Genomic DNA, 20,259 nt, shown 5'->3' on the forward strand with positions numbered 1-20,259 from the left:
AGTTAGAATGCATTTACAGAGAATGTATTTTGTTAGAACGACAAATCAAATAGTTAGCACAATAAAAAGCATTCCGAGAGGAAAAATTAGTCGTTGAAATTTTATAATGATTATATAAATCAGTATCTTAAATTATTCAACAAAGCCACGTTCATGGTACTTGTCCGGCCAGTATTTGGCTCCGCTTCGCGGCGGGATAAGGGGCCTGATTTTCTTTCTTAGCAACGCATCGTGGCAGTAACGGGCGTCATAAGCACCGTCTGCTGACACTTCCCTGATTTTTCGGTGGGTTTGGTTAATCAGGCCCGGCAGTGCCTGCGCATCTGTCGTTCCGCTGAGCGATAAGTCGGCACAGATAATCTCATGCGTCGCACTGTCTGCTGCCAGATGAAGCTTGCGCCACACTCTTCGTCTGTCAGCCCCATGCTGCCTGACTTTCCATTCAGCTTCGCCAAAGACCTTCAGACCGGTATAGCCAAGCGACTTAATTTTGATTACACCATATGGACTGAGAACAAACTCTCTGTATCGCAACCCATCTCTCTTTTTTTGCTTTTTGCTTGTGCCCATTTATGCTCAATTGGGTTAAGATCTGGCGAATATGTAGGCAAATACTCCACCATATACCCTGCATCGATGATGACTTGTTGAATATTATGTTTTTTGTGAAAAGTGGCATTGTCCATCATGATTACACTGTTTTTAGGGAGTACTGGGATAAGGACTTGTGTGACCCAGGCATAGAAAACATCGCTGTTAATATTGATATCAAATAATCCGATAGCAAACAGCGTTGTACCTAATAAAGCGCCGATAACATTTGTTCTTCCCCTAGCTCCCCAGTTCTTCAGGCCAAAACACCGTTGACCTTTTGGGGAATAGCCGTGAGTCCGTGGGGCATCGTGTGAAAAACCACTTTCATCAATAAAAACAATAGGTTTACCTTCTTTTTCATACTGTTGTTTTTTTTGTTGAAATCCCTGCCGGGCGTTTTCGTCGGCTTTCGGATGACGTAGAGTTTTTTTTATAGGTCAATCCCAGCTTTTTAAGCGCTTGCCAAATGGCCTTCTGACAAACGCCAAAACGCTCTGCACGTTCTTTTTGGTAAGCATCTGGATATTGTTCAACATCTTTTATCAACTCGGATTTATCGATCTTTCGCTGACGCGTGGTCGATGCTTTTGACTCTATTTGATTAATCCAACGCGATACAGAGGCAGGGCCAATCCGAAATTGCTTCGCTGTTTCTCGGATACTCAACCCTTCGTTTTTCCGTGTAGATATCACTTTACGTCTAAAATCAATTGAATAGCTCATTTAAATAATGTAATCAAAATTAAGTCGTTTAGCTATATATCTGTAATGACAGAACTGCAAAATCGTGGGCTACAGGACATCTTCATCGCCTGCTGCGATGGCCTGAAGGGCTTTCCTGATGCCATTGAAGCTGTTTACCCGCATACGCGGGTACAGCTCTGCATCGTGCATCAGGTGCGGAACTCGCTGCGCTACGTCGGCTGGAAAGAGCGTAAAGCCGTTGCTGCTGACCTCCGCACTATCTATAGTTCCGCAACGCTAGAGGGCGCTGAAGAGGCCCTGGATGCCTTCGCGGCCAAATGGGATGAACAGTTCCCGACGATCAGCCCATCGTGGAGAAATAATTGGGAACGTCTCATCGTCATTTTTGATTTTCCGCCGGAGATTCGCAAGGTTATCTACACCACCAACGCGATAGAGTCGTTAAATGCTTCATTGCGCAAGATAACGAAAACGCGACGAATATTTCCAACGGATGACTCGGTGCTAAAATTATTCTATCTAGCCTTGCATAATATCTCGGCTAAATGGACCCTACCAATCAGAGACTGGAAACCGGCTATGAGCCAATTCATGTTGATGTATGGAGATCGGATTTCCGGTTAAGCGATGGAGCCATTTACACGAAATTCTTTACAGACTCTTATTACCAGCCGGGTCATGCTTAGCATACCCAAGGTGTATCTCCATCTCAGCTTGAAGAACCCGTTCCGCCAGTCTTTTAGTCAGCTCCTTGAGTAGGCCTGATTCACCCAGAAGCTCCTGAGGGGAGTGGCAATCCTGAAGCAGTTGGTCAATAAGTTCGTTGCTGATAGGCATTTTTTGTCCTCTGAAGGTTTTCCTCAAAATGCCATTTATACAGATCTTTTTACACTCTCGGGATAAATCCTTTCTGCCCTGCACCCATCTGCCGCTCGTGATCTTTTCGATTCTTTTTCCGATAAATCAAATAACAAGCTGAAAATTCAGCGGCTAAATTTTTCAATTCTTCGACTGATAATCCAATGATTGCTTTACATAAACGATTATCTCGTAACAACCGCTCTTTGTTGATCATTTCAAACCTTTATTCTCTAAGTTAAACCTCTTTTTATTCTCAATAGCCTGACAAAAAATGCAAGTCTCTATTCAGCAACTAGTTTAGTAATCCCTGACTCAGCGTTGTGTATGCCACTGGCGCTGCTTTTTTCACATTATCCTGCCCCAGGGCTTTTCTCACCAGAGGCAACAGTTTTCCCACTACGCGGTTAGCCAGAAAACTGTAGTGGTTGAATAATCAGGACACTAAACTTACATCCAAAACGGAGGTGTTTAGTGAACCATAAACGACAATTTACCCCTGAGTTTAAAAAGGAAGCCGTTGCCCTGGTAACAGAGCAGGGCTATACGATAGCCAGGGCAGCAGCATCGCTGGGCATAAGCAACAAAACCCTGCATACATGGGTCTCGCTGGCACGCGAGCAGAGCAACGGCGTACTCAGCGATGATGAACGTGCAGAGTTAAAACGGTTACAAAAGGAAAACAAAGAGTTACGTACAGAGAAGGAGATACTAAAAAAGGCGAGTGCCTTCTTCGCGAAACATATGTGGTGAGATACCGGTTCATTCTCGACAATGCCACTGACTTCAGCGTTCGTACACTCTGTCGGGTCATGCGTGTGACGGCCTCTGCCTGGTATGCATGGCGAAAAAAGCCCGCCGAACCGCTGCAAAAAGACGTGGAGGTCCGTGTCAGGTTAAAGGCGCTGTTCGCCGCCAGCAGGCAGGGAGCAGGAAGCCGGACGCTGGTCAAAAGGCTTCGTGGAGAAGGCATCATAATCAGCCGCTGGCGGGTGAGGAAACTCATGCAGGAAGAGGGGCTGGTCTGCCGACAGCGCCGGACTTATAAGGTCACGACAAAACCCCGCCCGGGTGCAGAGGTGGCCCCAAACCTGCTGAACCAGAATTTTAACCCGCCGGGGCCAAATCAGGTGTGGGCGAGTGACATCACGTATCTGAAGACCGGTGAAGGCTGGCTGTATCTGGCGGCTATTATGGATTTGTACTCCCGGCAGATAGTGGGCTGGCAGGTGGACAGACGGATGACCTCATCGCTGGTCTGCGGGGCCCTGATGAAGGCATATACCCTGCGAACTCCCCCGCCGGGCCTGGTGGTGCATACGGACAGGGGGGCGCAGTACACGGGACAACGCTTTCAGGCGCTGCTGAGCAGCTACAGGCTGAGGAGCAGTATGGGAGACGTGGGTGCCTGCTGGGATAATGCGGTGATGGAGCGCTTCTGGGGCAGTCTGAAACATGAATGGTTGCTGCTGGTACCCCAGCCAACACGGGCTTACATGGAGCATGATGTGGCGACGTATAGCTAAACGACTTAATTTTGATTACATTATTTAAATGAGCTATTCAATTGATTTTAGACGTAAAGTGATATCTACACGGAAAAACGAAGGGTTGAGTATCCGAGAAACAGCGAAGCAATTTCGGATTGGCCCTGCCTCTGTATCGCGTTGGATTAATCAAATAGAGTCAAAAGCATCGACCACGCGTCAGCGAAAGATCGATAAATCCGAGTTGATAAAAGATGTTGAACAATATCCAGATGCTTACCAAAAAGAACGTGCAGAGCGTTTTGGCGTTTGTCAGAAGGCCATTTGGCAAGCGCTTAAAAAGCTGGGATTGACCTATAAAAAAAACTCTACGTCATCCGAAAGCCGACGAAAACGCCCGGCAGGGATTTCAACAAAAAAAACAACAGTATGAAAAAGAAGGTAAACCTATTGTTTTTATTGATGAAAGTGGTTTTTCACACGATGCCCCACGGACTCACGGCTATTCCCCAAAAGGTCAACGGTGTTTTGGCCTGAAGAACTGGGGAGCTAGGGGAAGAACAAATGTTATCGGCGCTTTATTAGGCACAACGCTGTTTGCTATCGGATTATTTGATATCAATATTAACAGCGATGTTTTCTATGCCTGGGTCACACAAGTCCTTATCCCAGTACTCCCTAAAAACAGTGTAATCATGATGGACAATGCCACTTTTCACAAAAAACATAATATTCAACAAGTCATCATCGATGCAGGGTATATGGTGGAGTATTTGCCTACATATTCGCCAGATCTTAACCCAATTGAGCATAAATGGGCACAAGCAAAAAGCAAAAAAAGAGAGATGGGTTGCGATACAGAGAGTTTGTTCTCAGTCCATATGGTGTAATCAAAATTAAGTCGCTTGGCTATATATCCGCTACTACAACCTAGACAGGCATCATGCCGCTAACGGGGATCTGTCTCCGGTGCGTTATGAACAAATGGCTGAGAAAAAAGTGTCCTGATTTACTTGACCAGTGCAAACTGATCTGGTAAGATAAAATTGGTGGAGTGTGGTTAAATGTTAAATAAATGCAAATAAAAGATTAATTGTTTGCCATTTCGATCACAAAGCGCTCGCCGCTACCCTCCTGCGATCACTGTGATACACTGAGCCTATCATTGCTGTGGTTAATGAGGATCTTCATGGAAAAGCTGGCATCTTTGTTCCACCAGCATCTGGCGACGATGCAACAGCACGCGCAAAACGTACTGACGCAGCATCAGCTTGATGCGGTGTTAATTCATTCCGGGGAGCCCCTGACGCGTTTTCTGGACGATCAGGAATATCCCTTCAAGGTTAACCCCCAGTTCAAAGCCTGGGTTCCGGTGACCCACGTGGCCCATTGTTGGCTGTGGGTGGATGGGGTTAACAAACCCCGACTGTGGTTCTATTCTCCGGTTGATTACTGGCATAACGTTGCGCCCTTGCCGGAGAGCTTCTGGACCAAAGACATCGATGTGAATGTGCTGCGTAACGCGGACGAGATTGGTGCGCTGCTGCCAGCGGCGCGCGAGCGTGTGGCTTATATTGGCTATGTGCCTGCGCGTGCGCTGTCTCTGGGTATTGCCCCGCAGCATATCAACCCGAAAGCCGTGCTCGATTATCTGCACTACCATCGGGCCTATAAAACCGACTATGAACTGTTCTGTATGCGTGAGGCGCAGAAAACGGCGGTGGTCGGGCACCGTGCCGCGCATGAAGCTTTTCTGTCCGGCATGAGCGAATTTGATATCAATCAGGCCTATTTGACCGCGACAGGTAATCGGGATACCGATGTGCCGTATGACAATATCGTCGCGCTCAATGAGCACTCCGCGGTGCTGCACTATACCCAGCTTGAAAAGCGGGTACCGTCAGAGGTCCGCAGTTTCCTGATTGACGCCGGTGCGGAATATCATGGCTATGTTGCCGATTTGACCCGTACCTACGCCGCGCAAAGCGATCACCTGTTTGCGCATCTCATCAAGGATTTGAATCAGGAGCAGCAGGCGCTGATTGAGTCTATGCGAGTTGGCGTGCGTTATACCGACTACCATATCCAGATGCATCAGCGCGTGGCAAAACTGCTGCACCGTCATCACCTGGTGCAGGGGATAAGTGAAGAAGCGATGGTAGCGATCGGGTTGACCGGGGTCTTTTTGCCACACGGATTGGGCCATCCGCTGGGTTTGCAGGTGCACGATGTGGGCGGTTTCATGCAGGACGAACGCGGCACGCATCTGGCAGCGCCAGACGCCCATCCCTACCTGCGCTGCACGCGTGTTATGCAACCCCGTATGGTGCTGACCATTGAGCCGGGTTTCTATTTTATCGAATCGTTGCTTGCGCCGTGGCGCAGTGGGCAATACAGCCAGCATATTGATTGGAAAAAGATCGACATGTTGAAACTGTTTGGTGGGATTCGCATCGAAGACAATATTGTGTTCCATGAGAAACGCGTTGAAAACATGACGCGGGATCTGAATCTCGCCTGATGCAACGCTATAAGATTCCTGCGAGTGAAGTCAGCGTCAGCGAAGAGATTAAGAAGAGCCGCTTTATCACGCTGTTGGCACCGACTGACGGCGTGGCGGCGGCCAAGGCCTATGTGCAACAGGTGCGCGAGCGGTATTCCGATGCCGGGCACCACTGCTGGGCCTTTGTTGCCGGGGCTCAGGATGATTCGCAACAGCTTGGCTTTTCGGATGATGGTGAGCCCTCTGGAACGGCGGGAAAACCCATGCTGGCGCAGTTGATGGGGAGCGGAATCGGTGAGATAACCGCTGTCTCGGTGCGTTACTATGGCGACATTCCGTTAGGTACCGGGGGATTGGTCAAGGCGTATGGCGGTGGTGTCCAGCAAGCATTGAAGCACGTGGAAACGCTGGAAAAAGTGCTGCGCACGGCGTATCGACTACAATGCGACTATACCTTACATGCGCCCGCTAGCGCGTTGATTCGGCAAATGGGCGGTGAAGTGAATCACTGCGATTATGGTGCAGAAGTGACGTTGCAGGTGGCGATCCCTGATAGTGCTTATCACGAGACGGTGCGCCGTTTGCGCGATATAAGCAGGGGAACGTTGCAAATATCCATTATATGATAATAATTCAGCGCTGTTTGATGACTCGTTAAGGATGTTTCTCCATGCACCTGCGCGCCATTACCCGCATTGTAGGGTTACTGGTTATTCTGTTTTCTGGGACCATGTTTATCCCTGGCCTGGTTGCTCTGATTTATCGTGACGGCGCAGGGCGGGCATTCACGCAAACCTTTCTGGTGGCCCTGTTTATCGGCAGCGCGCTCTGGTTCCCCAATCGTAAATACAAGCATGAGTTGGCCTCGCGCGAAGGTTTCTTGATTGTGGTGCTGTTTTGGACCGTACTGGGTAGCGTAGGGGCATTGCCCTTTATCTTCTCTGAACATCCAAACCTCAGCGTGACCGACGCCTTTTTCGAATCGTTCTCCGGCTTAACCACCACGGGCGCGACCACGCTGGTCGGGTTGGATTATTTGCCAAAAGCCATTCTGTTTTACCGGCAGATGTTGCAGTGGTTCGGCGGGATGGGGATCATCGTATTGGCGGTAGCGATTCTGCCTATCCTCGGCGTTGGGGGCATGCAGCTCTACCGCGCTGAGATGCCGGGGCCGTTGAAAGATAATAAAATGCGGCCTCGTATCGCGGAGACCGCGAAAACGTTATGGATGATCTATGTGCTGCTTACCGTGGCCTGTGCGCTAGCACTCTGGTTGGCGGGAATGTCACTGTTTGATGCTATCGGACACAGCTTTTCCACCATTGCCATCGGCGGCTTTTCGACCCATGATGCCAGCATCGGTTATTTCAACAACGCCACCATCAATACCATCATCGCGGTGTTTCTGCTGATTTCCGGCTGTAATTACGGCTTGCACTTTGCCATGTTGAGCGGCAGAAGCCTCAAAGTGTACGGGCGCGATACGGAATTTCGCATGTTCATCTTTGTTCAGATGTCGCTGGTGGCGGTGTGCACGCTGGTGCTGTGGTTCCATAATGTTTACGACAGCGGTATCCAGACGTTGAATCAGGCGTTTTTCCAGGTGGTATCGATGGCGACTACTGCGGGGTTTACCACCAGCAGCTTTGCCGCCTGGCCGCTATTCCTGCCTGTTTTACTGCTGTGCTCTGCCTTTATCGGTGGATGCGCGGGTTCGACGGGCGGCGGGTTAAAAGTGATTCGCATCCTGCTGTTGTTCTTGCAAGGACACCGCGAGCTCAAACGATTGGTACACCCTAATGCGGTCTATACCATCAAACTTGGACGTCGTGCGTTACCGGAGCGGATCCTCGAAGCGGTATGGGGTTTTTTCTCCGCCTATGCATTGGTATTTATTGTCAGCATGCTGGCGGTTATAGCCACCGGTGTGGATGATTTTTCTGCATTTGCCGCTGTCACGGCGACGTTAAACAATCTGGGGCCGGGATTGGGTGTTGTGGCCGATAACTTCACCACCATGAATGACGCAGCGAAATGGATTCTGATTTCAACCATGCTGTTCGGGCGTCTTGAGGTGTTTACCTTGCTGGTGTTGTTTACGCCTACGTTCTGGCGCGCATAACTTAAAACAAAAAGCCAAAGAGCCATGTCCTATGAAAGCGTTGATACTTTTTTCCAGTAAGGATGGTCAAACCAAGGCTATCGCCTCTTATATCGCGACAGTGCTAAAGGGGAAGGTCGAGTGCGATGTGGTGAACATCACGGCCGCTGACAGCATCGAACCTGCGCATTACGATCGCATTCTGATCGGTGCTTCGGTACGTTACGGTCATTTCCAGCCGGAGGTTTATGCTTTTATTAAGCAGCACCTGGGGGAATTGCAGCGTCTGCCAAATGCGTTCTTCTCTGTGAATCTGACTGCGCGTAAGCCAGAAAAGCGTACGGCACAAACCAATCCCTATACCAGGAAGTTTTTGCTGCGTTCCCCGTGGCAGCCAGCCTTGTGCGGTGTGTTCGCCGGTGCACTGCGCTATCCGCGCTATGGCTGGCTCGACCGGGTGATGATTCAGCTTATTATGCGAATGACCGGTGGTGAGACGGACAGCATTAAAGAGATTGAATACACCGATTGGCAACAGGTTGAGCATTTTGCGTATGAATTTGCTCAGCTTGGTGCAAAAAAACGCGTTTAACGCTGATGTTTAGTACGCTCCGCCGAAAAAACACGCACTCAGAAATAAAATTGAAATTAGCCCTTGTCAGGGCGCGAGAAGTGTCTATACTGCGCCTCCACTGACACGGCAACAGCGACACGCAGTTGTGGTAACAGTAAGAAGTAAAACAGGAAAGCCGAACGCGAAATTGAAAAATTAACGTTGACTTTTCAGCGGTGCAGCGTAGTATTACGCCTCCCGCGCCACGGTAGATGTGGCAACGCTCTTTAACAATTAATCAGACAATCTGTGTGGGCACTCACAGGACTTTATCGTAAAGCCTACGGGCTTAAAAAATAAAAGTCTTGAAGAGTGAACAACAGTTAATTCATTACGAACTAACAGTAATAATTCTTTGAGCATCGCTTCTCTTGCAGAAGCAAATCAAACTTTAAATTGAAGAGTTTGATCATGGCTCAGATTGAACGCTGGCGGCAGGCCTAACACATGCAAGTCGAGCGGTAGCACAGGAGAGCTTGCTCTTTGGGTGACGAGCGGCGGACGGGTGAGTAATGTCTGGGAAACTGCCTGATGGAGGGGGATAACTACTGGAAACGGTAGCTAATACCGCATAACGTCGCAAGACCAAAGTGGGGGACCTTCGGGCCTCACGCCATCAGATGTGCCCAGATGGGATTAGCTAGTAGGTGGGGTAATGGCTCACCTAGGCGACGATCCCTAGCTGGTCTGAGAGGATGACCAGCCACACTGGAACTGAGACACGGTCCAGACTCCTACGGGAGGCAGCAGTGGGGAATATTGCACAATGGGCGCAAGCCTGATGCAGCCATGCCGCGTGTGTGAAGAAGGCCTTCGGGTTGTAAAGCACTTTCAGCGAGGAGGAAGGCAGTAAGGTTAATAACCTTGCTGATTGACGTTACTCGCAGAAGAAGCACCGGCTAACTCCGTGCCAGCAGCCGCGGTAATACGGAGGGTGCAAGCGTTAATCGGAATGACTGGGCGTAAAGCGCACGCAGGCGGTTTGTTAAGTTGGATGTGAAATCCCCGGGCTTAACCTGGGAACTGCATTCAAAACTGGCAAGCTAGAGTCTCGTAGAGGGGGGTAGAATTCCAGGTGTAGCGGTGAAATGCGTAGAGATCTGGAGGAATACCGGTGGCGAAGGCGGCCCCCTGGACGAAGACTGACGCTCAGGTGCGAAAGCGTGGGGAGCAAACAGGATTAGATACCCTGGTAGTCCACGCTGTAAACGATGTCGATTTGGAGGTTGTGCCCTTGAGGCGTGGCTTCCGGAGCTAACGCGTTAAATCGACCGCCTGGGGAGTACGGCCGCAAGGTTAAAACTCAAATGAATTGACGGGGGCCCGCACAAGCGGTGGAGCATGTGGTTTAATTCGATGCAACGCGAAGAACCTTACCTACTCTTGACATCCAGAGAACTTGGCAGAGATGCCTTGGTGCCTTCGGGAACTCTGAGACAGGTGCTGCATGGCTGTCGTCAGCTCGTGTTGTGAAATGTTGGGTTAAGTCCCGCAACGAGCGCAACCCTTATCCTTTGTTGCCAGCGGTTCGGTCGGGAACTCAAAGGAGACTGCCAGTGATAAACTGGAGGAAGGTGGGGATGACGTCAAGTCATCATGGCCCTTACGAGTAGGGCTACACACGTGCTACAATGGCGTATACAAAGAGAAGCGACCTCGCGAGAGCAAGCGAACCTCATAAAGTACGTCGTAGTCCGGATTGGAGTCTGCAACTCGACTCCATGAAGTCGGAATCGCTAGTAATCGTAGATCAGAATGCTACGGTGAATACGTTCCCGGGCCTTGTACACACCGCCCGTCACACCATGGGAGTGGGTTGCAAAAGAAGTAGGTAGCTTAACCTTCGGGAGGGCGCTTACCACTTTGTGATTCATGACTGGGGTGAAGTCGTAACAAGGTAACCGTAGGGGAACCTGCGGTTGGATCACCTCCTTACCTAATGATACTGATTCTGTGAAGTGTTCACACAGATTGTCTGATGAAAGAAATCGAGCGGTTAGAAGACCTTATAGGCTTGTAGCTCAGGTGGTTAGAGCGCACCCCTGATAAGGGTGAGGTCGGTGGTTCAAGTCCACTCAGGCCTACCAAAATCGTTCTTGTGCTGCGTTGTGAAACAACTCGCATACTGGTGTATGCGTCGTCATTCCACGCCTTGCTCAAAAACGACTTGGCAAAGGTCTAACATTCGATGGGGCTATAGCTCAGCTGGGAGAGCGCCTGCTTTGCACGCAGGAGGTCTGCGGTTCGATCCCGCATAGCTCCACCATTTACCGTCTCGATACCCAATACTTCAGAGTGTACTGTTTGACAGTATGCTGCGAAGTATTTTGCTCTTTAACAATCTGGAACAAGCTGAAAATTAAAACGAGCAATATTGGCTCACTACCAATATTGTGATTCTCTCAAGCTTTCACACCCGAAACATTTTCGGGTTGTGAGGTTAAGTGAATAAGCGTACACGGTGGATGCCTAGGCAGTCAGAGGCGATGAAGGGCGTGCTAATCTGCGAAAAGCGTCGGTAAGCTGATATGAAGCGTTACAACCGACGATACCCGAATGGGGAAACCCAGTGCAATTCGTTGCACTATCATGTCATGAATACATAGTGGCATGAGGCGAACCGGGGGAACTGAAACATCTCAGTACCCCGAGGAAAAGAAATCAACCGAGATTCCCCCAGTAGCGGCGAGCGAACGGGGAAAAGCCCAGAGTCTGAATCAGCTTGTGTGTCAGTGGAAGCGTCTGGAAAGTCGCACAGTAAAGGGTGATAGTCCCGTACACGAAGATGCACAGGTTGTGAGCTCGATGAGTAGGGCGGGACACGTGACATCCTGTCTGAATATGGGGGGCCCATCCTCCAAGGCTAAATACTCCTGACTGACCGATAGTGAACCAGTACCGTGAGGGAAAGGCGAAAAGAACCCCGGCGAGGGGAGTGAAATAGAACCTGAAACCGTGTACGTACAAGCAGTGGGAGCACTCTTTATGGGTGTGACTGCGTACCTTTTGTATAATGGGTCAGCGACTTATATTCTGTAGCAAGGTTAACCGTATAGGGGAGCCGTAGGGAAACCGAGTCTTAACTGGGCGTTAAGTTGCAGGGTATAGACCCGAAACCCGGTGATCTAGCCATGGGCAGGTTGAAGGTTGGGTAACACTAACTGGAGGACCGAACCGACTAATGTTGAAAAATTAGCGGATGACTTGTGGCTGGGGGTGAAAGGCCAATCAAACCGGGAGATAGCTGGTTCTCCCCGAAAGCTATTTAGGTAGCGCCTCGTGAATTCATCTTCGGGGGTAGAGCACTGTTTCGGCTAGGGGGTCATCCCGACTTACCAACCCGATGCAAACTACAAATACCGAAGAATGTTATCACGGGAGACACACGGCGGGTGCTAACGTTCGTCGTGAAGAGGGAAACAACCCAGACCGCCAGCTAAGGTCCCAAAGTCATGGTTAAGTGGGAAACGATGTGGGAAGGCATAGACAGCCAGGATGTTGGCTTAGAAGCAGCCATCATTTAAAGAAAGCGTAATAGCTCACTGGTCGAGTCGGCCTGCGCGGAAGATGTAACGGGGCTAAACCATGCACCGAAGCTGCGGCAGCGACGCTTAGGCGTTGTTGGGTAGGGGAGCGTTCTGTAAGCCGTTGAAGGTGAACTGTGAGGTTTGCTGGAGGTATCAGAAGTGCGAATGCTGACATAAGTAACGATAAAGCGGGTGAAAAGCCCGCTCGCCGGAAGACCAAGGGTTCCTGTCCAACGTTAATCGGGGCAGGGTGAGTCGACCCCTAAGGCGAGGCCGAAAGGCGTAGTCGATGGGAAACAGGTTAATATTCCTGTACTTGGTGTTACTGCGAAGGGGGGACGGAGAAGGCTATGTCATCCGGGCGACGGTTGTCCCGGTTTAAGCGTGTAGGTGGGTGACTTTGGTAAATCCGGGTCGCTATTAACACTGAGGCGTGATGACGAGGTACTACGGTACTGAAGTGACAGATGCCCAGCTTCCAGGAAAAGCCTCTAAGCATCAGGTAACATTGAATCGTACCCCAAACCGACACAGGTGGTCAGGTAGAGAATACCAAGGCGCTTGAGAGAACTCGGGTGAAGGAACTAGGCAAAATGGTGCCGTAACTTCGGGAGAAGGCACGCTGTGCGAGGTGAAGAGACTTGCTCTCCGAGCTTTGCGCAGTCGCAGATACCAGCTGGCTGCAACTGTTTAATAAAAACACAGCACTGTGCAAACACGAAAGTGGACGTATACGGTGTGACGCCTGCCCGGTGCTGGAAGGTTAACTGATGGGGTTATCCGTAAGGAGAAGCTCTTGATCGAAGCCCCAGTAAACGGCGGCCGTAACTATAACGGTCCTAAGGTAGCGAAATTCCTTGTCGGGTAAGTTCCGACCTGCACGAATGGCGTAATGATGGCCAGGCTGTCTCCACCCGAGACTCAGTGAAATTGAACTCGCTGTGAAGATGCAGTGTACCCGCGGCAAGACGGAAAGACCCCGTGAACCTTTACTATAGCTTGACACTGAACCTTGAGCCTTGATGTGTAGGATAGGTGGGAGGCTTTGAAGTGTGGACGCCAGTCTGCATGGAGCCAACCTTGAAATACCACCCTTTAATGTTTGATGTTCTAACCTGGGCCCATAATCTGGGCTGGGGACAGTGTCTGGTGGGTAGTTTGACTGGGGCGGTCTCCTCCCAAAGAGTAACGGAGGAGCACGAAGGTTAGCTAATCCTGGTCGGACATCAGGAGGTTAGTGCAAAGGCATAAGCTAGCTTGACTGCGAGAGTGACGGCTCGAGCAGGTACGAAAGTAGGTCTTAGTGATCCGGTGGTTCTGAATGGAAGGGCCATCGCTCAACGGATAAAAGGTACTCCGGGGATAACAGGCTGATACCGCCCAAGAGTTCATATCGACGGCGGTGTTTGGCACCTCGATGTCGGCTCATCACATCCTGGGGCTGAAGTAGGTCCCAAGGGTATGGCTGTTCGCCATTTAAAGTGGTACGCGAGCTGGGTTTAGAACGTCGTGAGACAGTTCGGTCCCTATCTGCCGTGGGCGTTGGAGAATTGAGGGGGGTTGCTCCTAGTACGAGAGGACCGGAGTGAACGCACCACTGGTGTTCGGGTTGTCATGCCAATGGCATTGCCCGGTAGCTACGTGCGGAAGAGATAAGTGCTGAAAGCATCTAAGCACGAAACTTGCCCCGAGATGAGTTCTCCCTTGTCCCTAGAGGACGCTGAAAGGCCGTTGAAGACGACGACGTAGATAGGCTGGGTGTGTAAGTGCAGCGATGCATTGAGCTAACCAGTACTAATGACCTGTGAGGCTTAACCTTACAACGCCGAAGATGTTTTGGTGTTGGTGTAGAGAATCAGAACTCGTGAAGTTCAGCTTGTTGACAGATTGGTCTTGCTGGCTCGAAAGGGCGGGTGAGATGAAACAGAATATGCCTGGCGGCGATAGCGCGGTGGTCCCACCTGACCCCATGCCGAACTCAGAAGTGAAACGCCGTAGCGCCGATGGTAGTGTGGGGCTTCCCCATGTGAGAGTAGGGAACTGCCAGGCTTTTATGTCTATTATCAGACGGTGTCTGATGATGAGAAGTAGTGAAGGGGCTGTCCGAAAGGACAGCCCTTTTTGCTGTGCGTAATTTTTGGCACCATAGGGTTTTATAGCCAACCGACTTAAAAATGATTACATCCTATGCCCTGATATGCGGCAAAGAAGCATAGCTGGCTGTTATAGCTAAACGACTTAATTTTGATTACATTATTTAAATGAGCTATTCAATTGATTTTAGACGTAAAGTGATATCTACACGGAAAAACGAAGGGTTGAGTATCCGAGAAACAGCGAAGCAATTTCGGATTGGCCCTGCCTCTGTATCGCGTTGGATTAATCAAATAGAGTCAAAAGCATCGACCACGCGTCAGCGAAAGATCGATAAATCCGAGTTGATAAAAGATGTTGAACAATATCCAGATGCTTACCAAAAAGAACGTGCAGAGCGTTTTGGCGTTTGTCAGAAGGCCATTTGGCAAGCGCTTAAAAAGCTGGGATTGACCTATAAAAAAAACTCTACGTCATCCGAAAGCCGACGAAAACGCCCGGCAGGGATTTCAACAAAAAAAACAACAGTATGAAAAAGAAGGTAAACCTATTGTTTTTATTGATGAAAGTGGTTTTTCACACGATGCCCCACGGACTCACGGCTATTCCCCAAAAGGTCAACGGTGTTTTGGCCTGAAGAACTGGGGAGCTAGGGGAAGAACAAATGTTATCGGCGCTTTATTAGGCACAACGCTGTTTGCTATCGGATTATTTGATATCAATATTAACAGCGATGTTTTCTATGCCTGGGTCACACAAGTCCTTATCCCAGTACTCCCTAAAAACAGTGTAATCATGATGGACAATGCCACTTTTCACAAAAAACATAATATTCAACAAGTCATCATCGATGCAGGGTATATGGTGGAGTATTTGCCTACATATTCGCCAGATCTTAACCCAATTGAGCATAAATGGGCACAAGCAAAAAGCAAAAAAAGAGAGATGGGTTGCGATACAGAGAGTTTGTTCTCAGTCCATATGGTGTAATCAAAATTAAGTCGCTTGGCTATATATCATCAGGAGTGGGGCTTCAGGATGCAGAAATACGTGCCTGCATGGTCTGAAAAAGGCTTTGCAACGCTGGAAGATGCGCGAGCCTGGGTGGAAACCTTCGTCGGCTGGTACAACGAGGAACATCGCCATAGCGGTATCCGGTATGTCACGCCGGGCCAGCGGCACAGAGGCGAAGACAGCCAGTTGCTGGTAAAGCGAAAATCGGTGTATGAGGCAGCAAAAATGCAGAACCCGCATCGTTGGTCAGGGCCAACAAGAAACTGGGAGCGGCAGGACGAAGTGTGGCTAAATCCGGAACGGGAAAAACAGGCCGTATGAATCAACTGGGGCGACAACTACCTTGACACGCACCGTTAACGAGTTGGTCGAATTACTGCATCCTGCCTGGCAAAAAGATCCGGACCTGAATCTGGTCCAATTTTTACAAAAACTTGCACAGGAGGCGGGGTTCCAGGGGCAGCTAAGTGAGCTGACAGATGATATCCTGATCTACCATTTGAAAATGCGTGACTCGGATAAAGAGCAGGTCATTCCTGGCTTGAAAAAGGACTATGAGGAAGATTTCAAAACAGCACTGCTGCGTGCCCGGGGTGTTATAGCTAAGCGACATTATTTTGATAACAGCCAGCTATGCTTCTTTGCCACATATCAGGGCATCGGCTGTAATCATTTTTAAGTCGGTTGGCTATATCAAGGACTGATGCCTTTATCAACAGGCACTGCTTTTCCGCGCTTATTTTGATTCCTATTGCGAGTAATGATGACGGCTATGCAAAGTCCAGTGTTTAATTTTCAGATGCTGTTTCCCTCGCTGATCCTCGATGCACTTTTCGCGGTAGGTATTCGGGTTGATTCCGGTTTGACGGCGCTCAACAGCTATGAAAACCGGGTTTATCAATTTATGGATGAAGACCGGCACCGTTTTGTCGTTAAATTCTACCGTCCTGAACGGTGGACGCAGGCGCAGATTCAGGAAGAACACGATTTCGCCCTCGCATTGGTAGATGATGAGGTGCCGGTCGTTGCACCTTTGAAACTCAATGGTCAAACCCTGCATTGTTATGAGGGTTTTTATTTTGCCGTTTTCCCAAGCGTTGGGGGGCGGCAATATGAAATGGATAATGACGATCAATTGGAAGGCGTTGGCCGTTTTCTGGGGCGTTGGCATCAGAAGGGGCAAAAAGCGCTTTTTCTTGCTCGTCCTACCATCGGGGTTGAGGAATATCTCGACAAGCCGTATCAGTTATTGACGCAAACGCAACGTATTCCTGCCGTGTGCCGAGATTCCTTTTTGCAGTCTACCCAGCAACTTATCGAAATGGTAAAACGCTATTGGACATTGGATGCTTCCTTTCTCCGATTGCATGGCGATTGCCACCCTGGAAATATTCTCTGGCGCGACGGCCCACTATTTGTCGATTTAGATGATGCCCGCAACGGACCCGCAGTGCAGGATTTGTGGATGTTGCTTCATGGCGAGCGTCAGGAACAGAGAATTCAGCTCGATATTCTGCTGGAAGCCTATAGTGAGTTTATGACGTTTCAGGAGAAAGAGCTGGCGTTAATTGAGCCGCTACGTGCGATGCGAATGGTGCATTATTTAGCGTGGATTATTCGCCGTTGGGAAGATCCGGCATTTCCCCCGAGCTTTCCCTGGATAAAAGATGATGATTTCTGGTTCAGGCAAACAGCAATATTTACTGAACAGGTTAAGCTGTTACAGGAGCCTCCTTTACAGCTATTGTCCATGTACTGATGTTTAACGGAGAGACGTGTTATATGAAGAGTGTATTTGCGGCATTATTGGGCCTCATGTTGGCTTTCGGTGCATCAGCGGCAGGTTTTTCTGATGGCAAACAGTACGTTGAAGTGAATAAACCGGTACCTCAATTACCTCAAGTGCTGGAGTTTTTCTCCTTCTATTGCCCACATTGCTATCAGTTTGCTGAGGTTTACCATATTCCTGAAGCTGCCAGTAAAGTGCTGCCAGCGGATACGAAAATTACGCGTTACCACGTCGATTTCCTCGGTTCTTTGGGCAAAGAGCTGACGCAAGCCTGGGCTGTTGCTATCGCTTTGGGTGTAGAAGATAAAGTCACCCCGTTAATGTTTGATGCGGTGCAAAAAAGCCAAACGCTGAAAACCACAGATGATATTCGTAAGGTGTTTGTGGCGGCGGGTGTTAAAGCTGAAGATTATGACGCTGCATTGAATAGCTTCGTGGTTAAGTCGCTGGTTGCTCAGCAAGAAAAAGCAGCCGCTGATTTGCAATTGCGCGGTGTGCCAGCCATGTTTGTTAATGGCAAATATATGGTGAAAAGCGATGGTTTGGATACCAGCTCGATGGATGCCTATGTGAAGCAATATGCCGATGTTGTGAAATTCCTCATCGAGAAAAAATAGCGCTTGTCGTATAACTGCGCCTGATAATCGGCGCAGTTATACCCCATAATATATCCTTTATCCTCTACGACAGTTTCGCCCCAGTGACGTTTAATTAGTGTTTAACTAATATCTATCCACAAAAAATATGTTTTTTGTATTACTGGTATTCACCGGAAACATTTTTTTATCTTGCTGAAAAAAATCCATAATATGTGAATCACTTTTTGATATGACATCAGTATCATTCTCATTTTCTCTTTCTATGCACAAAGTTATCCACAGTGCTTTTGCTTTGCATGTGGCAGATTTGCGGTTTTTTATGCGTTAACGTTCGTCTCTTGCTGTGAGCTATGGCATGCATAGCAGGGAAAAAGAACATAAAAACCATAAATATCAATATATTAACTTAATTTGTCGCTCAAAAAATAGGCGACAAAACACAACAAAGCACGACAATACACGACATTTTTATCAATACGTTACCGTCCATTTCGACTTGCCGACTACGCCAGAATCGCCCAAATTTGACAGACTTGAGGGAGGGGGATTTCGATGGCATACCGTAACCTGAGCAAGGTATACGCCCCATTCCCAGTCGAAATGCAACAAAATGACCCACTGGCCAGAGTCGGATAAAATCACCGTTCTGGCCCTACTGGAGATCCCGTTGCATGCAGGGAAAACATCTGACTCACAAAGAACGGTTCTACATCGAAAAGCGGCGTGGTGATGGGGTTAACCAGGCCACCATCGCCCGGGAACTGGAGCTTCCTCGTTCTACCATCAGCAGGGAACTCAGACGCAATACCGACGCCGCTTTCAACGGGGTCTATTCCTGCAGAAGGGCCGAAACGTTGGCCAGAGGGCGGCGGCAGAAAACACGGCCGGACAGCGTGATTAACCAGCTTGAACCGCACATTCAGGACTTTATCAGAACGGCGCTGTCTACCCACACCTCACCTGAGGTCATCAGTGGGCGCCTGGTCCTGGAATTTGGCCTGTCCGTCAGCAAGAACTCGCTCTATCGCTATATCCAGCAGGAGCGCCGGGCCGGCGGTGAGCTGTATCAGCAGCTCCCTCATCGGGGTAAACGGTATAACTATCAGACCGATGAGAACAAACGCGGTCCTATTCCCAACCGTGTTGGCATTGAGCAGCGGCCGGCCGTTGCTGACCTCAAGCAGGAACCCGGGCATTTCGAGATTGACACCATCTTTGGCAAAGATCAGAAATCATTCCTGCTGACGGTGGTCGATAAAGCCGTCAAGCTGGTCATCATTCGCAAACTGCCCAACAAGCGAGCAGAGACAGTGGTAGCGGCCTTCAGGGACATCGTTGCCAATACCTTCTGCGAGTTTAAAACCCTGACTGCTGACAACGGTTCTGAATTTTCCCAGCACGGGGAAATTACAAAAGTCACGGGGGCACCGGTCTACTTTGCCCGGCCATATCATTCCTGGGAACGCGGGTTGAATGAGCATACCAACGGGCTGATACGGCGTTTTTACCCGAAGGGAACGGACTTCAATTATGTCACCCATCGCAAGGTTGCAGCACTCGAACACCTGCTCAATACGCGAGGCCGAAAATCGCTGGGTTATCGTTCTCCAAATGAGGTATTTTTAACGCACTTACAGGCGGCATAATGCCCTACCGTTTTGTTGCGTTTCGACTGGGAATGGGCCATCCAGAAGGGCAAGCAGGAAGGCTACCAGTTAGGCCGACAGGATGGTGTTCATGAAGGCGTACAACTCGGTCGCCAAGAAGGTCGCCAAGAAGGTCGCCAAGAAGGTCGCCAAGAAGGTCGCCAAGAAGGTCGCCAAGAAGGCGAGCATAGCGCCTCGCTCAAAATTGCAAGGCAACTTCTTGCTGATGGTGTAGGAAAATCAGCCATCAAGCGCTATACCGGCCTGTCCGATGATGAACTGGCTTCCCTGTTCAACCACGGGCATTAATCCCCGCCTTTTCCGCGTCCGGCGGCTCAGGCCAGTTTATATCCGCCGCTTTGCTTATATTCAGCCGATTAAGCAGCACGCGGTATTTCTTCCACGCAACAAGTTGCGCCCTTTCTGTCTCCGTGGCCATATCGAGGTCTACCGCATCCTGAAGTGGCTGAATACGCGTATTCGCCACGGTAAGACGTGAGGTTAACGCCTGTTGTGCCTCCTGCTGCGCAGCTCGTGATTCAGCCGCTTGCTGGGCTTGCGTGTCTGTCACCCATTTTTTCCCGTTCCACACATCAAATTCGGTTTGTGGTTTCAGTAACGTGAGGTTATCCGGCAGTTCGCCGAATTGGGTGACAATCTGTTCCTGCCGTGCTTCGGTACTGTAAACTGTCTGGCCGCGATTATCCTCCACGTGCTCCCATGACTTGC

19 protein-coding genes, 2 tRNA genes, 3 rRNA genes and 5 pseudogenes are annotated in these 20,259 nt (G+C 49.5%); 23 read left to right on the forward strand and 6 right to left on the reverse strand.

The features are described from left to right. Window positions 1-147: 147 nt before the first annotated feature. The 3 genes and pseudogenes from ACQGXV_RS14615 to ACQGXV_RS14625 form a co-directional block, all read right to left on the reverse strand. Window positions 148-471, reverse strand: a pseudogene (locus tag ACQGXV_RS14615) (transposase); the annotation flags it as partial. A 23-nt stretch (window positions 472-494) separates the two neighbouring features. Beyond that, on the reverse strand, window positions 495-1,028 hold the full coding sequence (locus ACQGXV_RS14620) for an IS630 family transposase (RefSeq protein ID WP_440862665.1): 534 nt from the start codon (window positions 1,026-1,028) through the stop codon (window positions 495-497). Further along, entirely contained in the window at window positions 952-1,317 is a 366-nt protein-coding gene (locus ACQGXV_RS14625) for an IS630 transposase-related protein (protein ID WP_440862584.1), read from the reverse strand. The genes ACQGXV_RS14620 and ACQGXV_RS14625 overlap by 77 nt, the downstream gene beginning before the upstream one ends. Before the next feature lie 33 nt (window positions 1,318-1,350). On the opposite strand from ACQGXV_RS14625, the pseudogene ACQGXV_RS14630 reads away from it, so the two are divergent. Beyond that, window positions 1,351-1,923, forward strand: a pseudogene (locus ACQGXV_RS14630) (IS256 family transposase); the annotation flags it as partial. A 42-nt stretch (window positions 1,924-1,965) separates the two neighbouring features. Here the strand turns inward: ACQGXV_RS14630 and ACQGXV_RS14635 are convergent. Together ACQGXV_RS14635 and ACQGXV_RS14640 are read right to left on the reverse strand one after the other, a co-directional pair. Then, window positions 1,966-2,136 (reverse strand): annotated as a pseudogene (locus ACQGXV_RS14635) (IS256 family transposase); the annotation flags it as partial. 49 nt (window positions 2,137-2,185) lie between these two features. Next, window positions 2,186-2,374: a hypothetical protein gene (locus tag ACQGXV_RS14640; RefSeq protein WP_440864326.1), complete on the reverse strand. Its 189-nt coding sequence runs from the start codon at window positions 2,372-2,374 to the stop codon at window positions 2,186-2,188. Between the two features lie 257 nt (window positions 2,375-2,631). Here ACQGXV_RS14640 and ACQGXV_RS14645 point away from each other — a divergent pair, with 257 nt between their 5' ends. The 22 genes and pseudogenes from ACQGXV_RS14645 to ACQGXV_RS14750 all read left to right on the forward strand — a co-directional run bounded on the left by ACQGXV_RS14645 (window position 2,632) and on the right by ACQGXV_RS14750 (window position 19,839). Then, a complete protein-coding gene (locus tag ACQGXV_RS14645; RefSeq protein WP_440863524.1) occupies window positions 2,632-2,910 on the forward strand; it encodes a transposase in 279 nt (92 codons plus the stop codon). Beyond that, window positions 2,907-3,683, forward strand: a complete 777-nt coding sequence (locus ACQGXV_RS14650; RefSeq protein ID WP_440866753.1) for an IS3 family transposase — start codon at window positions 2,907-2,909, stop codon at window positions 3,681-3,683. The genes ACQGXV_RS14645 and ACQGXV_RS14650 overlap by 4 nt, the downstream gene beginning before the upstream one ends. 28 nt (window positions 3,684-3,711) lie before the next feature. Beyond that, window positions 3,712-4,077 (forward strand): IS630 transposase-related protein, encoded by a 366-nt coding sequence (locus tag ACQGXV_RS14655; RefSeq protein ID WP_440862584.1) that lies wholly within the window; start codon window positions 3,712-3,714, stop codon window positions 4,075-4,077. Next, window positions 4,001-4,534 carry an IS630 family transposase gene (locus tag ACQGXV_RS14660; protein ID WP_440862665.1) on the forward strand — a complete coding sequence of 178 codons (534 nt, stop codon included), beginning with the start codon at window positions 4,001-4,003 and terminating at the stop codon, window positions 4,532-4,534. The genes ACQGXV_RS14655 and ACQGXV_RS14660 overlap by 77 nt, the downstream gene beginning before the upstream one ends. Before the next feature lie 25 nt (window positions 4,535-4,559). Further along, complete coding sequence (locus tag ACQGXV_RS14665; protein ID WP_440867432.1) at window positions 4,560-4,652, forward strand: hypothetical protein; 93 nt, start codon at window positions 4,560-4,562, stop codon at window positions 4,650-4,652. Between the two features lie 181 nt (window positions 4,653-4,833). Continuing rightward, the gene (gene pepQ / locus ACQGXV_RS14670) at window positions 4,834-6,165 is read left to right on the forward strand and encodes a Xaa-Pro dipeptidase (protein ID WP_440866754.1); all 1,332 of its coding nucleotides are present in this window, start codon (window positions 4,834-4,836) and stop codon (window positions 6,163-6,165) included. Further along, on the forward strand, window positions 6,165-6,773 hold the full coding sequence (locus tag ACQGXV_RS14675) for an IMPACT family protein (RefSeq protein ID WP_440866755.1): 609 nt from the start codon (window positions 6,165-6,167) through the stop codon (window positions 6,771-6,773). The genes pepQ and ACQGXV_RS14675 overlap by 1 nt, the downstream gene beginning before the upstream one ends. A gap of 44 nt (window positions 6,774-6,817) precedes the next feature. Beyond that, window positions 6,818-8,269, forward strand: coding sequence for a Trk system potassium transporter TrkH (gene trkH, locus ACQGXV_RS14680; RefSeq protein WP_440866756.1), 1,452 nt, complete (start codon window positions 6,818-6,820; stop codon window positions 8,267-8,269). Window positions 8,270-8,300: 31 nt separating this feature from the next. Then, window positions 8,301-8,840, forward strand: a complete 540-nt coding sequence (gene hemG / locus ACQGXV_RS14685; protein ID WP_440866757.1) for a menaquinone-dependent protoporphyrinogen IX dehydrogenase — start codon at window positions 8,301-8,303, stop codon at window positions 8,838-8,840. 414 nt (window positions 8,841-9,254) lie between these two features. Further along, a 16S ribosomal RNA gene (locus ACQGXV_RS14690) occupies window positions 9,255-10,796 on the forward strand. A gap of 75 nt (window positions 10,797-10,871) precedes the next feature. Beyond that, window positions 10,872-10,948 (forward strand) — tRNA-Ile (locus tag ACQGXV_RS14695). A gap of 103 nt (window positions 10,949-11,051) precedes the next feature. Next, window positions 11,052-11,127: transfer RNA gene (locus ACQGXV_RS14700), tRNA-Ala, on the forward strand. A 172-nt stretch (window positions 11,128-11,299) separates the two neighbouring features. After that, window positions 11,300-14,207: ribosomal RNA gene (locus tag ACQGXV_RS14705) — 23S ribosomal RNA — on the forward strand. A 114-nt stretch (window positions 14,208-14,321) separates the two neighbouring features. Beyond that, window positions 14,322-14,437, forward strand: a 5S ribosomal RNA gene (gene rrf, locus ACQGXV_RS14710). Together the 16S, 23S and 5S rRNA genes with 2 tRNA genes alongside form the textbook arrangement of a ribosomal RNA operon. Before the next feature lie 212 nt (window positions 14,438-14,649). Then, window positions 14,650-15,015 carry an IS630 transposase-related protein gene (locus ACQGXV_RS14715; RefSeq protein ID WP_440862584.1) on the forward strand — a complete coding sequence of 122 codons (366 nt, stop codon included), beginning with the start codon at window positions 14,650-14,652 and terminating at the stop codon, window positions 15,013-15,015. Continuing rightward, complete coding sequence (locus tag ACQGXV_RS14720; RefSeq protein WP_440862665.1) at window positions 14,939-15,472, forward strand: IS630 family transposase; 534 nt, start codon at window positions 14,939-14,941, stop codon at window positions 15,470-15,472. Before ACQGXV_RS14715 ends, ACQGXV_RS14720 begins: the two co-directional genes overlap by 77 nt. Before the next feature lie 42 nt (window positions 15,473-15,514). Next, window positions 15,515-15,817, forward strand: a pseudogene (locus tag ACQGXV_RS14725) (integrase core domain-containing protein); the annotation flags it as partial. A 22-nt stretch (window positions 15,818-15,839) separates the two neighbouring features. Continuing rightward, window positions 15,840-16,097: pseudogene (locus tag ACQGXV_RS14730) on the forward strand (YihD family protein); the annotation flags it as partial. Window positions 16,098-16,268: 171 nt separating this feature from the next. Further along, window positions 16,269-17,255, forward strand: a complete 987-nt coding sequence (locus ACQGXV_RS14735; RefSeq protein WP_440867433.1) for a serine/threonine protein kinase — start codon at window positions 16,269-16,271, stop codon at window positions 17,253-17,255. 23 nt (window positions 17,256-17,278) lie between these two features. After that, the gene (gene dsbA, locus ACQGXV_RS14740; RefSeq protein ID WP_440866758.1) at window positions 17,279-17,902 is read left to right on the forward strand and encodes a thiol:disulfide interchange protein DsbA; all 624 of its coding nucleotides are present in this window, start codon (window positions 17,279-17,281) and stop codon (window positions 17,900-17,902) included. Between the two features lie 653 nt (window positions 17,903-18,555). Then, entirely contained in the window at window positions 18,556-19,530 is a 975-nt protein-coding gene (locus ACQGXV_RS14745; RefSeq protein ID WP_440862690.1) for an IS30 family transposase, read from the forward strand. 12 nt (window positions 19,531-19,542) lie between these two features. Continuing rightward, window positions 19,543-19,839: a hypothetical protein gene (locus ACQGXV_RS14750; protein WP_440866759.1), complete on the forward strand. Its 297-nt coding sequence runs from the start codon at window positions 19,543-19,545 to the stop codon at window positions 19,837-19,839. On the opposite strand, the gene ACQGXV_RS14755 is transcribed toward ACQGXV_RS14750, so the two are convergent. Then, entirely contained in the window at window positions 19,823-20,242 is a 420-nt protein-coding gene (locus ACQGXV_RS14755; RefSeq protein WP_440866760.1) for a tail fiber assembly protein, read from the reverse strand. The genes ACQGXV_RS14750 and ACQGXV_RS14755 overlap by 17 nt on opposite strands. Window positions 20,243-20,259 lie beyond the last annotated feature (17 nt).

Source organism: Symbiopectobacterium purcellii, from assembly GCF_052050035.1.
Lineage (GTDB): Bacteria > Pseudomonadota > Gammaproteobacteria > Enterobacterales > Enterobacteriaceae > Symbiopectobacterium > Symbiopectobacterium purcellii_A.